Annotated in this window: 16 protein-coding genes and 1 pseudogene; 11 read left to right on the top strand and 6 right to left on the bottom strand. The window is 64.0% G+C overall.

Annotated features, from left to right (window positions below):
* Window positions 1-92 precede the first annotated feature (92 nt).
* Window positions 93-830, top strand: a complete 738-nt coding sequence (locus M8523_RS05015; protein WP_282583728.1) for a 3-deoxy-manno-octulosonate cytidylyltransferase — start codon at window positions 93-95, stop codon at window positions 828-830.
* Window positions 827-1681 carry a prephenate dehydratase gene (locus M8523_RS05010; RefSeq protein ID WP_282583727.1) on the top strand — a complete coding sequence of 285 codons (855 nt, stop codon included), beginning with the start codon at window positions 827-829 and terminating at the stop codon, window positions 1679-1681. The genes M8523_RS05015 and M8523_RS05010 overlap by 4 nt, the downstream gene beginning before the upstream one ends.
* A 107-nt stretch (window positions 1682-1788) precedes the next feature.
* On the opposite strand, the gene M8523_RS05005 is transcribed toward M8523_RS05010, so the two are convergent.
* A complete protein-coding gene (locus M8523_RS05005) occupies window positions 1789-2325 on the bottom strand; it encodes an SH3 domain-containing protein (protein ID WP_428349842.1) in 537 nt (178 codons plus the stop codon).
* Window positions 2326-2529: 204 nt separating this feature from the next.
* Between M8523_RS05005 and M8523_RS05000 the strand changes: the two genes are divergently transcribed.
* From M8523_RS05000 to trhO, 4 genes and pseudogenes are all read left to right on the top strand, one after another.
* The gene (locus tag M8523_RS05000; RefSeq protein WP_282583726.1) at window positions 2530-3534 is read left to right on the top strand and encodes a 2-hydroxyacid dehydrogenase; all 1005 of its coding nucleotides are present in this window, start codon (window positions 2530-2532) and stop codon (window positions 3532-3534) included.
* A 160-nt stretch (window positions 3535-3694) separates the two neighbouring features.
* Window positions 3695-3955, top strand: a complete 261-nt coding sequence (locus M8523_RS04995; RefSeq protein ID WP_282583725.1) for a BQ00720 family protein — start codon at window positions 3695-3697, stop codon at window positions 3953-3955.
* A gap of 79 nt (window positions 3956-4034) precedes the next feature.
* Complete coding sequence (locus M8523_RS04990) at window positions 4035-5030, top strand: RluA family pseudouridine synthase (RefSeq protein ID WP_282583724.1); 996 nt, start codon at window positions 4035-4037, stop codon at window positions 5028-5030.
* Between the two features lie 82 nt (window positions 5031-5112).
* Window positions 5113-6018 (top strand): annotated as a pseudogene (gene trhO / locus M8523_RS04985) (oxygen-dependent tRNA uridine(34) hydroxylase TrhO); the annotation flags it as partial.
* 43 nt (window positions 6019-6061) lie between these two features.
* Here the strand turns inward: trhO and M8523_RS04980 are convergent.
* Genes M8523_RS04980 through M8523_RS04970 form a run of 3 tightly spaced genes read right to left on the bottom strand, consistent with a single transcriptional unit; the run spans window position 6062 to window position 8132 of the window.
* Window positions 6062-6802, bottom strand: coding sequence for a fatty acid desaturase (locus M8523_RS04980; RefSeq protein WP_282583722.1), 741 nt, complete (start codon window positions 6800-6802; stop codon window positions 6062-6064).
* Window positions 6799-7296: a sterol desaturase family protein gene (locus tag M8523_RS04975; RefSeq protein ID WP_282583721.1), complete on the bottom strand. Its 498-nt coding sequence runs from the start codon at window positions 7294-7296 to the stop codon at window positions 6799-6801. Before M8523_RS04975 ends, M8523_RS04980 begins: the two co-directional genes overlap by 4 nt.
* Window positions 7290-8132 (bottom strand): polyprenyl synthetase family protein, encoded by an 843-nt coding sequence (locus M8523_RS04970; protein ID WP_282583720.1) that lies wholly within the window; start codon window positions 8130-8132, stop codon window positions 7290-7292. The genes M8523_RS04975 and M8523_RS04970 overlap by 7 nt, the downstream gene beginning before the upstream one ends.
* 387 nt (window positions 8133-8519) lie before the next feature.
* Here M8523_RS04970 and M8523_RS04965 point away from each other — a divergent pair, with 387 nt between their 5' ends.
* A complete protein-coding gene (locus M8523_RS04965) occupies window positions 8520-9659 on the top strand; it encodes a glycosyltransferase (protein WP_282583719.1) in 1140 nt (379 codons plus the stop codon).
* Between the two features lie 7 nt (window positions 9660-9666).
* Entirely contained in the window at window positions 9667-10674 is a 1008-nt protein-coding gene (locus M8523_RS04960) for a glycosyltransferase family 2 protein (RefSeq protein WP_282583718.1), read from the top strand.
* Window positions 10675-10854: 180 nt separating this feature from the next.
* Here M8523_RS04960 and M8523_RS04955 read toward each other — a convergent pair whose 3' ends face one another.
* The gene (locus M8523_RS04955) at window positions 10855-11586 is read right to left on the bottom strand and encodes an SDR family NAD(P)-dependent oxidoreductase (protein ID WP_282583717.1); all 732 of its coding nucleotides are present in this window, start codon (window positions 11584-11586) and stop codon (window positions 10855-10857) included.
* A gap of 82 nt (window positions 11587-11668) precedes the next feature.
* Here M8523_RS04955 and M8523_RS04950 point away from each other — a divergent pair, with 82 nt between their 5' ends.
* The 3 genes from M8523_RS04950 (at window position 11669) to M8523_RS04940 (ending at window position 15075) form a co-directional block, all read left to right on the top strand.
* Entirely contained in the window at window positions 11669-12082 is a 414-nt protein-coding gene (locus M8523_RS04950) for a winged helix-turn-helix transcriptional regulator (protein ID WP_282583828.1), read from the top strand.
* 72 nt (window positions 12083-12154) lie between these two features.
* Window positions 12155-14020, top strand: coding sequence for an aminopeptidase P family protein (locus M8523_RS04945; protein ID WP_282583716.1), 1866 nt, complete (start codon window positions 12155-12157; stop codon window positions 14018-14020).
* 71 nt (window positions 14021-14091) lie between these two features.
* Window positions 14092-15075, top strand: a complete 984-nt coding sequence (locus M8523_RS04940; RefSeq protein WP_282583827.1) for a bile acid:sodium symporter family protein — start codon at window positions 14092-14094, stop codon at window positions 15073-15075.
* Between the two features lie 78 nt (window positions 15076-15153).
* Here M8523_RS04940 and M8523_RS04935 read toward each other — a convergent pair whose 3' ends face one another.
* Window positions 15154-15576: a DUF4174 domain-containing protein gene (locus M8523_RS04935; RefSeq protein WP_282583715.1), complete on the bottom strand. Its 423-nt coding sequence runs from the start codon at window positions 15574-15576 to the stop codon at window positions 15154-15156.
* Window positions 15577-15639 lie beyond the last annotated feature (63 nt).

Genomic DNA, 15639 nt, shown 5'->3' with positions numbered 1-15639 from the left:
TGCTTGGCAACACGTATAAGCCGCATCCCGCGCACCTTTTGTCCCGCGGCCTTCGATCTTCCGCAGGCCGTGGCGTTTTGGTTTCGACCCGGATGCCCAAGCCCATTGTCCTCGTTCCCGCCCGCATGGCATCCACCCGCCTGCCCGACAAACCGCTCGCCATGATTCACGGCGTTCCGATGATCGTCCATGTCTGGCGGCGGGCCATGGAGGCCGATATCGGCCCGGTTGTGGTGGCGGTCGATGATGATCGAGTCGCCTCGGTGATCACCGCGGCCGGCGGTCGCGCCATCATGACCCGATCGGACCATCCGTCGGGCACTGATCGCATCTTCGAGGCCGTGGAGCGCGTCGATCCCGACCGCAGCCATGACGTTGTGGTGAACCTCCAGGGAGATCTGCCCACCGTCGAAGCGGCTGCCGTGCGGGCGGCGTTGGACCCGCTCGCCGACCCTGCCGTCGATCTGGCGACCCTCGCCGCGACCATCCTTCGTCCTGCCGAGCGAACCGATCCCAACATCGTCAAGGTCGTCGGCACCGAGGTCGGGCCGGGACGGCTGCGGGCACTCTACTTCTCCCGTAGTGCTGTACCGTGGGGCGACGGACCGTTGCTGCACCACATCGGCCTTTATGCCTATCGCCGCGACTGCCTGCGGCGCTTTGTAGCCCTGCCGCCGTCCCGGCTCGAATTGCGCGAGCGGCTCGAACAATTGCGCGCGCTTGAAGCCGGCATGCGCATCGACGTGGAATGTGTCTCGGCCGTGCCGTTCGGCGTCGACACGCCGGACGATCTCGAACGCGCGACCGAACTTCTGAGACCTCGACCATGACCAAGACCATCGCCTACCAGGGTGAACCCGGCGCGAATTCCCACATCGCCTGTACGGACGTCTATCCGGACTGGACCCCCATGCCCTGCGCGACCTTCGAAGACGCCTTCGCGGCCGTGACCGGCGGAACGGCCGACCTCGCCATGATCCCGATCGAGAATTCGATCGCGGGCCGCGTGGCCGACATCCACATCCTCATGCCGAATGCGCAACTGCACATCGTGAGCGAGTATTTTCTGCCGATCCGGTTCCAACTCATGGCCGTCCCGGGCACCACGCTCGACCGGCTGAAAAGCGTGCACAGCCACATCCATGCGCTGGGCCAGTGCCGGAAGATCATTCGCCAGCTGGGTCTCACGCCTCAGGTGGCCGGCGACACAGCGGGTTCGGCGCGCGAGGTGGCGCAGTGGGGCGACCCGACCAGGGCCTCGCTCGCACCACGCCTCGCAGCTTCGATCTACGGCCTCGAGATTTTGGCCGAGAACGTCGAAGATGCGGCGCACAACACCACGCGCTTCGTGGTCCTTTCGCGCGACCCCGTGTCGCCGCCGCCCCACAACGGCCCGGTGGTCACCACCTTCGTGTTTCGTGTGCGCAACGTTCCGGCGGCGCTTTACAAGGCGCTGGGCGGATTCGCGACGAATGCGGTCAATATGACGAAGCTTGAAAGCTACATGGTGGAAGGTGAGTTCACCGCGACTCAGTTTCTGGCCGATGTCGATGGCCATCCGGAGGAGCCGGCGCTTGCCCGTGCCCTCGAAGAGCTCGCGTTCTTTTCACGCGAAGTGCGCATTCTCGGTGTCTATCCGGCGAACCCGTTTCGCCTGGAAACTGCCGCTTCGGTCGATTGAACGGGTCTGATCTGAGAATCCGTCGACCCTGCGATCGGGCTATCAAGGCGCCTTGATGACGGAGCCGGTTGCACCGGCGGAATGTCGGCACGGCCTTGTGGTGGTGCCTAATCGATATGCTCGTCGGGATAGACGCCCCAGAGGTTGGTCTGCAGCATGTAGCCGTCGAAATTGTCACCAAACACCCGGCACCACGAGCCGTCGCAGCGCTTCACATTGACCAGGACCCCCGCCTGCAGGTTGGCGGCAAGGCCGGCTCCATCGGCGGCGGACGAGCGCAGCGGCAGTAGCGCTTCCTTTTTCCAAGGGGCCACAAGCGCGGTCCGACGACCGGACAGAAGCGAATGGAGGACCCAGCCCTCCGTTCCTTCCGAATCACGGATCTTGCGCCAGGTTTCGAACTCGGCGGTGATTTCCACCGGCAAGCCGGCCCGCTGGTAGATCCACAGCGTCCGATGCTCCTTGGAAGGGCCTTCCCGCAGGTTGACGTGATCGGATTTCAGACTGACGTAGCGCGGCACCGGGAGACCGGATGCAGTCCCGACCTGCTGGGCCCGCGCCGGCAAAGCGGTTCCAAACAGGCAACCGACCAGCAACGCCGCGCGCGCCAGGACCTGACGACGGTGCGGGCGGCTTGCCATCATGCGGCTTTGTCGATGGTGCGTCATCGGATCCCATGCAAAATTGGGAAGCCTGTCGGCCGAAGGCCGTCGGGCGGGTTACGGATTTAGATGCTTGTGAGATGGTTAAAGCTCGCTTAGCGCTGAGAGCCGGGGCAGCTTTATGGCGGAACTTCGTGAGCGTCGCGCGGTCTTGTATCGGGCAGGCCTGCGGTCGGGGGTTGGGCAATGGAGGCGAACGTAAAGGCAGGGCCGCGGGTGTTCGTGACGCGAAAGCTGCACGACCAAACGGAAGCGCGGATGCGCGAGCTCTTCGATGTTCGGTTTAACGATACCGATGCGCCGATGAGTCCGCCGGCCTTACGTGAGGCCATGCAGGACATCGACGTCATGGTACCCACGGTGACGGATCGTCTGCCAGCGGCGCTGATCGCGGAAGCCGGACCCCGCCTGAAGCTGATCGCGCAATTCGGCACCGGGATCGACAATATCGACGTTGGTGCGGCGCTCGACCGTGGCATCACGGTGACGAACACACCCGGCGTACTGACCGACGACACGGCCGACATGACGATGGGGCTCATCCTGTCTGTGGCGCGCCGGATCGTCGAAGGGGCCAGTCTCGTCCCGGCAGGCACGTGGTCCGGGTGGTCGCCGACCTTCATGCTGGGCCATCGGATCACCGGCAAACGGTTGGGGATCGTCGGCATGGGCCGCATCGGGCAAGCCCTGGCTCAACGCGCCAGGGCATTCGGGCTCTCGATCCACTATCACAACCGCAATCGCGTGCCGGCCGCTGTCGAAGCGAAGCTCGAGGCGACCTATTGGGATTCGCTCGACCAGATGTTGGCCCGCATGGATATCGTATCCATCAACTGCCCCCATACGCCGGCGACCTATCATCTTCTCTCAGCGCGGCGCCTGAAACTCCTCCGCCCGGACGCCATCGTGATCAACACCGCGCGTGGCGAGGTGATCGACGAGGCGGCCCTGACCCGTATGTTGGAGGCCGGCGAGCTCGCCGGGGCGGGACTCGACGTCTTCGAGCAGGAGCCGGCCGTCTCGCCAAAGCTGGTCCGCCTCGCCAAGGCCGGGCGTGTAACACTGCTGCCCCATATGGGTTCCGCCACGATCGAAGGACGGATCGAAATGGGTGAGAGAGTGATCGTCAACATCCGGTCCTTTGTGGATGGCCATCGTCCGCCGGACCGCATTCTTCGCAGCATGGTCTGAGACGTGTCCGATCCTCCACACCAGCCGGGCAAATCGCCGCTCTTGAATCGATAGGCTTCGGCAACCAAATCTAGAAACGAACGATAAGACATCCCGTGCGAGACTGCATGTGCGCAAGGGGAGTGCGGGGCCTTCGGGACCGCCATGTAAGGAGTTGACCATGAACATCCAAGACACCCATCAGGCGCCGCTGTCTCCGGACGATTTTGCCCATCTGGGGCAGGGTGCGATCGCCTACGTGAAGGCGATCAAATCGGACGACGTTTCGAGGCTTTTCCCGCAGGTCTCGAATATCCAGCCCGGCCTGGACCTCTTTCTGCTGCTTGGGGCTGACGGCGTGCCGATCATGCTGACGGATTCAAAGGATGCGGCCGTGGCCAACGCCTGGGAACACCAGCTGCAAACCGTGAGCCTCCACTGAGATTGCCTTTCCTTCACGCGGTTTCGAAGGCTCGGTCACGTCTGAGCCTTCGGCCGATCGAACCAGTCGTAGGGCCGGTGTGAGCACCGGCCTTTTTCACGTCTCGATCGACCAAGGTCGGGAAGGACAGCGGCTCGACCGCATTCTTGCCGATGCCGCCGAGGCGGCCGGCTTGAACCTATCGCGAACGCGGTTGCAACGGCTGATCGCTGATGGGCACGTGCGGGTCGGTGACGTCGTGGCCCGCTCCGGTAGCGAGAAGCCGCCGCTCGGCACCATCTTGTCCTTGAATGTCCCCGAACCCACTCCCGCCCTTCCGCAGGCGCAGGTGATCCCTTTCGACGTCGTGTTCGAGGACGGGCACCTCTTGGTGCTCGACAAACCGGCGGGTCTCGTCGTGCACCCTTCTGCCGGCCACGCGGACGGAACTCTCGTGAACGCCCTCATCGCCCATTGCGGCGACACCCTGTCGGGGATCGGAGGGGTCAAGCGGCCGGGAATTGTGCATCGCCTCGACAAGGATACGTCGGGGCTCTTGGTCGTGGCGAAGAGCGATGCGGCGCATGCGGGACTGGCGGCTCTCTTCGCCGACCATGGCCGATCGGGCTCTCTGGTGCGCGAATATCAGGCTTTCATCTGGGGTGTGCCCGACCGGACCAATGGCATGATCGACTTGCCGCTTGGGCGCGATCCGCACAACCGTCTCAAGGTTGCGGTTGTGCCGGAAGATCGGGGTCGTCACGCTGTCACGCATTGGCGGCGCGAGGCGCGCTTCGGGGATCTGGCTTGCCGAATTCAGTGCCGTCTCGAAACCGGCCGGACGCATCAAATCCGTGTCCATTTCGCTGCGATCGGCCATCCGCTCGTCGGCGACGCGGTCTACGGCGCTGGCTTTCGGACCAAGGCGGAGCGGCTCTGTTCCCCGGGTCGGGACACCGTCCTGGCATTCCGGCGCCAGGCCCTCCATGCCTCGACCCTGGGTTTCACGCATCCGGTGACCGAGGAAGAATTGATGTTCCGTTCGGACATGCCGACGGATCTCGAAGCCCTCGCGACTGCCTTTCGAGGCGCCTGAAGGTTAGCACGCGCCGTCAAGAGAGAGTTTGCGGAAGCGTTCGACAGGCTGTAAGCGCGATCTGTTCACATTAGCTTGCCCCATGCCAACCTTTGCCGTCTCGACTTTCTACCGTTTCATACCGCTGCCTGAATGCGCCGCCCTGAGGGCGCCGCTGCAGCACATCTGCGACCGCCACGGCATCAAAGGGATTCTGCTTTTGGCCCCTGAGGGCCTCAATGCGACGCTCGCGGGTGTGCCAGAGAGGCTTGAAACCGCAGTCGAGGAGATTCGCCGGCACGTGGGTTGTCCCGAGTTCAACGTGCGAACCTCCTTCTGTGACGCGCTGCCCTTCCTCCGCATGAAAGTGCGTCTGAAGGCGGAGATCGTGACCCTGGGTGTGCCGGGGACCGATCCGAATGCCCGGACCGGAACGCTCGTCGAAGCCGAAGACTGGAATGTCCTGCTCCGCGATCCTGCGATCCCGGTCATCGATGTTCGCAATGGATTCGAGCATGCGATCGGCACGTTCGCGGGCGCCATCGATCCCGGGACCGCATCGTTCGGCGACTTCCCGACCTTCGTCGAGGAGGCACTCGACCCCAAGCGTCACATGGCCGTCGCCATGTTCTGCACGGGCGGCATTCGGTGCGAGAAGGCCAGCGCCTACTTGCTCGATCAGGGATTCGAAACCGTCTACCAGCTGAAAGGCGGCATCCTGTCCTACCTCGAACGTGTCGCGCTCCAGGAGAGCCTTTGGCAGGGTGACTGCTTCGTGTTCGACGGTCGGGTCGCGGTCGGGGCCGGCCTGAAAACGGCCGACGTCGCGCTCTGCTATGGTTGCCGCTGGCCCCTGACGCCGGCCGATCGTGCCTCGCCTCACTATGTCGAAGGCGTGAGTTGTGCTCGCTGCGCCGATCTGCGCTCACCCGAACAGCAGGCTGGCGCAAGAGAGCGGCATCGACAGGTCGGCTTGGCGGACAGGCGCGGCCTGCGCCACCTCGGCACCGTTGCGCAGCCGACACCTAACCTCGAACGGCCGGCGCCGACGCTCACCGAAGTGGGGTGTGAGGCAATTGCCACCAGGGGACATGCGGCGCCGCATGGTGCTCGTGGTGGTGGCCGAAATGAAAGCAGGTGAGGAGTGAGAGCAGCCAAGGATAGCCGCTGCTTCGCGCATTGTGGCCGTCCACGAACCCGTCCTCCTCACGTCGGTGTGGCAGATAGGTTCCAAAATAGAAGAGCTGCACCGAGGAGAGAATTGCCGGCACAGCCCATAGGAGAAGGATGTTGGCGAGATTGGCGCCGAACAAGCCCCAATACAACCAAGTGACGACATTGATCGTCAGGAACGGCTGCCAACCGAAGTACCGGCGAAAGAACGCGACATACCATCCCCAGAAATGCTCGGGGTCTTCCGCGTTGTAGTCGGGATCGAGTGCTGTTCCAGGGTGTCGGTGGTGATCGAAATGCTTGGTGATCAATCGATCGTAGGAGAAGCCAGCATAGAGGATCAGACAGAGACGACCGATCGTCCGGTTGACCAAAGGATGGAAGGGGACAAGCGACCCATGCATCGCATCATGGGCGACGATGAAAAGCCCCACGCTCAGCCAGCATTGCAGCGCCATCACGAAGGGCGCCGCGATGATCCCGGCGGGCGTCCAGCGATGAAAGAACACGGCATAGACGTGACCACAAAGCCAAGCCGACACGATCGCGGCCGCAAGCGTCAGGCCGATCGCGCTTTGGCCGATGCGACCGCGAGATCGCGTTTGCGCTTGGGTCGTCATTCCGCCGCCTCGCCGCGGAGGCCCGCGGGATTGAGTTCGGTCAGCCTGCGCTTCAGACGTCGAACCGGCGGCGCATACAGGAAGCCGAAGCTCACGCAATGGTCCCGTCCGTCGACGGCATGGTGCAGCTTATGGGCCTGCACGAGGCGCTTCAAATAGCGGTTCCGGGGCCTGTGGCGAAAGGGCCAGCGCTGATGGACAAGCCCGTCGTGCACCACGAAATAGGCCAGTCCATAAGCCGTGATACCAAGCGCGATCCAGTAGAACGTGGGCCAGCGAGGTGCCAGCAACACGAAGCCCGCGACTGCCACCACGCCAAATGCCACGGCATAGAGATCGTTGACCTCGAACCATCCCTCATGGGGCTCGTGGTGGGAGCGATGCCATGCCCATCCCATGCCGTGCATGAGGTATTTGTGCGCGGCCCAAGCGACAACTTCCATGGTCAGGAAGGCCGCCAATGCGACACCGCCGCTGAAGAGCGCGCTCAGCACGCGGCCTCCGGCGACAGCGACGCGCTCTCGAAAATGGAGCGCAGGAACCCTGCAAGCGGGCCCGCCGGATGAAGGCCGTTGAGAGCGCCGTCCATATGGCCCCTCAGTCGACGGCGAGCGGCCTCCTGACCCAGGATTGCCAGGAACGTCGCCTTGCCATGATCCTCAGGCCGGCCGGGAGACGAAAACGTACTGCTATCCACGAAGTCGTCAATCAGCTGAAAGGCCTGGCCGAGTTCAGTCGCGCAACCGCGTAAGATTGAAGCCATATCGTCGTTCATCCGCCGGATCACGGCCGCCATCTCGACGGCGGCGACAAACAGCGTGCCGGTTTTCAGATGCGTGGTGCGCGCGATGGCGTTTTCCCGACGTTCGACGGGGCGCAGATCGGAATATTGTCCCCCCGCCAGCCCTTGCAGTCCGACCGCTCGGGTCAGGATGGTGATCAGCGCACAGCGCGTCGACGCATCGACCGTCTCCATGCCGGCGATCGTCGCATAGGCTTGATTGAGCAGCGCGATCGCGCTCAGCATCGCCACATCCTCGCCGAAGCGCACATGGGTGGCAGCCTGTCCCCGCCGCTCCGGCGCGTCATCCATCGCCGGCATATCGTCAAGAATGAGAGAGGCGGCATGCACCATCTCCAGCGCGCAGCCGGCATCGAGCGCTGAGAGATCCCGCGGTCCGACTTCCCAGGCGGCCATGATGGTCAGCATAGGCCTGATCCGCTTGCCCGGCGCGAGAAGACTGTAGCGGAGCGCCGAGCCGAGACTGTCCGGTTCGTGGGAACCTGGCAGCAGCTCCGCCAGCCTGTCGTCGATTGTTGCCCTGAGCACCCGCGGCTCGGATCGTGAGGTTCGTTCGCCTGAAGGGTGCACGCCGGCTATCATGGTTGACATTGTGGGCATCCCGGCATCCTGCGTCCAGCCGAATTGCACACGCGTCCCGCGACCCTTTTGCCCACTCGCGGATTCGCGCGCTTACCCTGTCCCAAAACGAGGCGAATGGCCGCGTGTATCACCCGGCATGACACATAATCTGCAAGCAAAGAGACCGCGGCGTCCGCCGTATTTCATCGGTATCGCGGCTTTCTCGCCTGCAATTTTACCAAACCACAAGACTTCTGGGCGCGCCTAGCAGAGGCGGTACGGCCGTTGCTCCACCGCAGCTCAACGGAGAACCGAACCACGGCTCTTTGGACCGCGTGAGATGCTTCGACCAAGATGACCAAGAGTTTGCGGCTTGTCCTCTACATTCATGCCCTGGCCGGCGGTGGCGCCGAGCGCGTGTGGAGCGTCCTCGCATCCAGCCTCGCGAAGAGGGGCCATGAGGTCATCCTGGCTGTCGACTACGAGGCGGAGGAGAATCGAACCTACCTGCAGCCGAACGTCCGGCTCGTGGTTCTCGGCGGTTCGCATGCGCAGACGATTGGGCGTCTCGCGCGGCTTCTCGCGACCGAGAAGCCCGATGTGGCTCTGTCCGCCTTGTCGGCTTCGAATGTGAAGCTGACGCTCGCCGCGCTTTTGGCTGGGTGCCTGGGCCGGACGGTGCTGACCTATCATGGCTATGCCGGGAGCGAACCGCAGCGTCTCAGCCAGCTTGGCTTCGGATTGGCCGCTCTTCTCACGCGGTTGACCGCACGAACCATCTGCGTGTCGGACGGACTGTTGCGCTATCTTCGCGACAGCTGCTGGGCGTCGCCCTCCCGCAGCCTGCGGATCTACAATCCTGTTCTGGCAGAAGGCGCCGAACGACCGGTGGACCACACAGCGCTCCGCTCCCGAGCGCCCGTGGTGCTGGCGGCGGGTCGGTTCGCGGATTACAAGAATTTCGCCGGCCTTCTCCGCGCTTTCGCGGCCATGAACGACGCTGAAGCGCGGCTCGTGCTGATCGGCGACGGCCCGGAGCGCCGCAACCTTCTCGTGGAGGTCGATCGGCTTGGCTTGCGGGGCCGCGTCGAGATGCCGGGCTATGTGACTCAGCCCTGGCGCTATTTCGAGCAGGCGAAGTGCTTCGTCCTGCCGTCCCGCAGCGAGTCGTTCGGTCTCGTTCTGGTTGAAGCCATGGCGCATGGCCTTCCCGTGGTTGCGACCGATTGCGACGGGCCGCGCGAAATCCTCTCGCACGGGACCTATGGAACCCTGGTTCCGCACGACGATCCGGCGGCCCTGGCGGCCGCGATCTCCAGGGCTCTTGAAGAGCCGGGCGATCCGGCGTCCCGCATCGCCCGCGCGCGACACTTCGATGTCGATGTCGCCGCCTCGCAATATGAAGCGCTTTTCCGATCTGTGGTGGCCGGCGCCTCAAAGTCTCCCTCTCTGGCGCGCCTCACGGCGGCGCTCTTCCCCCCGACCCCCCGGTGAATTGGCCATGGCGGCGCCGCTGACCATCTCGATCATCATCACGAACTATAATTATGCGGCCTATCTGGGCCAGTGTCTGGATTCGATCGTGACGCAGACCTACGCCCAGGTCGAATGCATCGTGGTGGACGATGGGTCGACGGATGCCAGCCGGGACATCATCGCCCGCTACCCGACCGTCAAGTCCGTGTTCCAGGTCAATGCGGGCCAAGCCGCCGCGACGCGAACCGGTTTCGCACTCGCGACAGGCGACGTGGTCGTGTTCCTCGACGCCGACGATTTCCTGCTGCCGGACGCCTGTGCCGAGATTGCGCGCGTCTGGACGCCGGACCTCGTCGCCTTCCACTACCGCTTGCAGATCTTTCGCAACGGTGAATTCGAGCATCGCTACTGGCCCGACGACGTCTTCTGCCAGGAGGGGCAGCAGCTCGAAAGCCTGTTTGAACGCGGCTACGTGCCGGCCGCGCCCAATTCGGGCAATGCCTACGCGCGATCCTATGTCGAGACCGTCTTCCGCGAGGCCACGAGCCTCGGCTATCACTCGATCGACGCGTGCCTCGCTTATTCGGCCCCGGTCGTCGGTCGAACGCGCCATTCGGAACGGGCGCTTGGGGCCTATCGGGTGCACGACAGCAATCTGACCATCTACAATGCCCGCAAGCCCGTGAGCCGGGCCCGGATGCACCTCTATTATTCCTATCATGCCCAGGCGACCGCCCGAAAACTCGCGGCGGCGCGCGACATGGTTCTGCCGCGATGGGCTTACCTTGACGGCGCCTATGAGCTGAAACTCTACCTCACGCTGCGTGGCAGTGCGATCACGTCGCTCGGTCTTCCCGAGGCGCCGGCCCTGGCCTGCGCCACCCGCGCGGCTCGCACGTTCCTGAGTATGCCCCGGCTTTCGCTCAAGCGGCGGCTCGCCAACGTCGCCATCGTGTTCGGGTTGGTGGCCGCCCCCCCATGGGTGCGGCGCAAGATCGGGGAGAGGTTCTACAATCTCGACTTTGCGCTTTGAGGGGGATGTCGACCGTTGATTGTGGCGCCTTTAGGCGCAGCTTAAATAGGCCTGATTGAAGTCCTGCGCCTTGGAGGAGAGTTCGGCGCGCGACTGCGGCTCAGGCTTGTCGGCGGCCTACCGCTGCCGGACAGATGCGCGGCGGCGGAGACGCATCGAACTCAGCCCGGCGCGGTGGGTTCAAACTTGACGCATGCCGCCGTCGACGCACAACTCGGCTCCGGCAATGAAACTCGCCTCGTCGCTGAGCAGGAAGAATGTGGCCGCTGCCACCTCGGCCGGGCGCGCCATGCGGCCAAGCGGGATCGGCGCGATGAGCGCGGCGCGTCCTTCGTCGGACACCCTCGCCATCATGTCCGTGTCGGTCGGGCCGGGAGCTACGACGTTCACGCGAATGCCGCGCGGCGCCAATTCCACGGTCCATGTACGCGCATACGAGCGCAGCGCCGCCTTTGTGGCCGCATAGGTTCCGTAGGGGGAGATGCCGGCCGCATCTGCGATCGAACCAACCAGCACGACCGAACCGCCACTGCCCATCGCGCTCAACGCCGCCTGCAACGCGAAGACGGGGCCTCGGACGTTGACTGTGAAATGGCGGTCGAAATGCTCGGGCCTCTCGTCGATCAGGGTCGCGGGTTCCGACATGCCGGCATTGAGGACCAGGGCGTCAATCCGGGCTTGCCCCTCCCGCACCGTCGCAACGACACGCTCCATATCCTCCGGTACGCTTGCGTCTGCGACTAGGCCCCGTGCGCCTCGGCCGATGCTCGCCGCCGCCTTTTCGACCTCGTCGGCGCGACGTCCGGTCAGGAAGACCTTCGCGCCTTCCGCAGCCAGCCGGTCCGCGATTGCAAGGCCGATGCCCTTCGCTCCGCCCACGACCAACGCCACCTTGTTCGTCATTCCTGCCATCGTCATATCCCTTCTTGAACGATGACTTGGAAGATATACCCACTATATCTGCTATCAAGAACGCACCGTGAGTAGCCTAGATATGGCGGACGATACCGACCCCGAACTCCTATCCCAGCAGGCCCTCTCAGATATGGCGCGCCTGCGCCCCGTGCTGGATAAGATCGCCGACAAGTGGACCATCATGATCTTGACGGTGCTTTGTCCGAAGCCGTCGCGCTTCAACGCGATCAAGAGGCGGCTCGACGGCATCACCCACAAGGCGCTGGCGGACGCGCTGAAGCGACTGGAACGCAACGGCTTGGTCACGCGAACCGTTCTCCCGACAGCGCCGATCGGTGTGGAATATGCGATCACACCATTAGGCCATTCGCTGCGCCAGCCCTTCGAGGCTCTTTGCGCCTGGGCGTTCGCCTATGGCGACGCCATTGAAAAAGCGAGCGCCGCTCATGATCGTGCGAGTTCACGCGGAGTTGCCCATCCCCCGAATGCGTAGCTTTCCGAGCCAACAACACCGCCCGGCTCAACGTGCGTTGCAGGCAGGCGGGGCGCGCAGTAGTGTCGCTGCATGTTCGAAAGTGTGTTTCAAACCTTCACGGAAGTCGCGGACCCCTCGTTGGGACCGGCCCGCCTCGCCACGCTGCGTCAAGAACTCGAACGGCGAGGCCTCGACGGCTTCCTGGTGCCGCGAGCCGACGAGCACCAGAATGAATATGTGCCGAAAGGCGCCGAGCGCCTCGCGTGGCTGACTGGCTTCACCGGGTCGGCCGGGGTCGTGATCGTCCTCGCCAGGCAGGCCGCCATCTTCGTCGACGGCCGCTACACGGTCCAGGTGCGCGAGCAGGTCGACACGAGCGCCTTCACGCCCGAGTCGCTGATCGACACACCGCCCGAACGCTGGCTGGAAGAGAACCTGAAGGCTGGCCAGAAGCTCGGTTACGATCCCTGGCTGCATACGCCCGGTCAGGTCGACAGAATGGCGCAGGCCTGCAAGGCAGCCGAGGCTGAACTCGTGGCGGTCGACGACAATCCGATCGACGCCATATGGCCCGACCGGCCGGCCGCGCCGCTCGGCGCCGTGTCGCTGCACCGCAAGCGATTGGCCGGCCAGAAGACCGAGGCCAAACTCGCCGCCATCCGCAAAGCCCTGAAAGGCTGCCACGGCCTCGTGGTCACAGACCCGCATGCAATCGCTTGGCTGTTCAACATCCGCGGCTCGGACGTGCCCCATACGCCGCTACCGCTCGGCTACGCGATCGTGCCGCGCGAAGGGCGCCCCACGCTCTACCTCGATGGGCGCAAGCTTTCGAACAGCGTGCGGAACAAGCTCGAAGACGTGGTCACGATCGAAGAGCCCGGCCAACTCGCCAAGGATCTCGCGACCTTTGGTACGCATGGCGCGACCCTGCGGTTCGATGCTGCGACCGCTCCCGCGAAGCTGAAGATGGTGCTCACCGAGGCCGGCGGGAAGCCCGACGTCGGTCTCGATCCGATCGCCTTGCTGAAGGCGGCCAAGAACGAGACCGAGCGCGAGGGCTCGCGCGCCGCGCATCTGCGGGACGCGGTCGCCATGGTGCGGTTCCTGCACTGGTTCGACAAGATGGCGCCGACCGGCAAGCTGACCGAGATCTCGACCGTCGAAGCGCTCGAATCGTTCCGGCGCGAGACTCTGGCCCTCAAGGACGTGTCGTTTCCGACGATCGCGGGCTTCGGCCGCCATGCGGCGATTCCGCACTATCGCGTGACGACCGAATCGAACCTGGCGATCGGCAAGGGCATCTTCCTCATCGACAGCGGCGCGCAATACGAGGACGGCACGACCGACATCACCCGGACGGTCGTGGTGGGCCGGCCGACAGCCGAGATGAAGGACCGTTTCACGCGCGTTCTGAAGGGCCATATCGCCATCGCCCGCGCCGTGTTCCCGGTGGGTGTGTCAGGCGCACAACTCGACAGTTTCGCGCGCCAGTTCCTCTGGGCGGCCGGGCTTGATTTCGACCATGGCACCGGCCATGGCATTGGCTCCTACCTCTCGGTGCACGAGGGGCCGCAACGGATCGCCAAGACCGGGACCACGCCGCTCGTGGAAGGCATGATCCTTTCGAACGAGCCGGGGTACTACAAGGCGGGCGCCTGGGGCATCCGGATCGAAAATCTGCTCATCGTCGAAAAGCGCGAGATCAAAGGCGCTGAGCGCCCGATGCTCGGTTTCGAAACCGTGTCCTTCGCACCGATCGACCTCAACCTTGTCGAGCCCGCCTTGATGACGGCTGAGGAGATCGCCTGGCTTGACAGCTACCATGCCGTGGTACGCCGAATCGTGTCGCCGCTCGTCGAACCTATCGTGCGGCGTTGGCTGGCCCAGGCGACCCGCAAGCTTGTGCCACCGCCTCCCGCCGGTAACCCGAAAGACTCGATGCCGGCACCAGCTTAGGCGTAATCGACAGGCCGTCGCGCGCCGCTTTTCATTCCATGAGCAGCATGACAAAAACTCGTTTTCACCGGATGCGCCTGATGCTTCCGGACAGCTTTACGCTGCTGCTGGTCGGCACCGTCGGCCTCGCCACGATCCTTCCCGCCCGGGGTGAGGCCGCCGTTGGCGTCGGCCTCTTCACGAACGTCATGATCGCGCTCTTGTTTTTCATGTACGGGACGCGCCTGTCCCGGGAGGCGATCCTCGGCGGCATCCGCAACTGGCGCCTGCACCTCCTGGTTCTCAGCATCACCTTCGGGTTGTTCCCCCTTCTGGGTCTTGCGGTGGTGCAGGCCCTGGGATCACATCTCGACCCGATCCTCGGCACGGGCCTCATGTTTCTCGCCGTGCTTCCATCGACGGTGCAGTCCTCGATCGCCTTCACGTCGATCGCGGGTGGCAATGTCGCCGCAGCCATCTGCAGCGCTTCGCTGTCGAATGTGATCGGGGTGGTGGCGACGCCGGCTCTGGTGGCCCTGCTGCTGCATTTGAAGGGGGGTGTTTCGCTCGATGCCATGGGCCAGATCTTCCTGCAGATCCTTTTGCCTTTTGTCGTCGGCCACCTCCTGCGCCGCTGGACCAGCGCCTTCGTCACCCGCCATCGCCACCTTTTCGCACCGCTCGATCGGGGTTCGATCCTTCTCGTGGTCTATTCGGCGTTCAGCGAGGCTGTAAAAAACGGCATTTGGACGAAGCTCTCCGTCGATGATTTTCTTTTTATCGTGGCGGTCGATCTCGCCATTCTCGCGGTCATCATGGTGGCGGCGACCCTGCTCGGGCGGTTGTTCCGCTTCGACCGGGCGGACGAGATCGCCATTCTGTTCTGCGGCTCCAAGAAAAGCCTTGCGAGCGGCGTGCCCATGGCGAGCGTCCTGCTGCCGGCGGCTTCCGTCGGCATCGCCATCCTGCCGCTGATGATCTTCCATCAGGTGCAGTTGATTGCCTGTGCGTTTATCGCCCGGCGTATCGCTGCGCGGCAGGTGGCTGTGGAGTCTGGAACCCCCGCGGAAGCCTGACCGTTTTCAGGTCCGCTCGAATTGTCTGAGGAGGTGACGGAGAATGTCCCTCGAAGGCTTTAGACAATTTGGCGCCGGTTAGGATCTTCCACCGCGCATCTCCTCTTGCCGCATCGGCATGGTGTCGATCAGCGGGAAGAGCGTGTCGGCGTCAAGAGGCACGTCGGAGGTCAGCTTGTTGCCTCCGTCCTTGCCGACCAGAATGGCATGGAACGCAAGGCCGTCGATATCGAAACGGCGACGGAGTTCGGCCGCTCTCGGCGTGTCGCCGACGACCTCGACGAGCCGGAGGTCGCGTTCGCGAGCCCCCGCTCCCATGGTGCGAAAGATTTGGCGCTGCCGCATAAGCTTCGGATCGCCCGGCTGCACGGCCATGACCAGAAGCACACGTTGCTTCCATCTCGATGCCGAGAGGGGATCCCCATCTGACGCGCTGGCCGATACCGGGAGCGCCAGGAGCGACGCGGCCATGAAACCGCAAACGCCAAGCAATCTCGTCATGTCAATCCTGTCGCTCTGACCTCGTATCTCAACGCGGCCGGGCCGACACGGTTCAACCGGGAA

The sequence above is a fragment of the Lichenifustis flavocetrariae genome (assembly GCF_026130545.1).
GTDB classification, from domain to species: domain Bacteria; phylum Pseudomonadota; class Alphaproteobacteria; order Rhizobiales; family Beijerinckiaceae; genus Lichenihabitans; species Lichenihabitans flavocetrariae.
The sequence above is the reverse complement of the archived record's forward strand: the minus strand, read 5'-3'. Positions and strand labels throughout refer to the sequence as shown.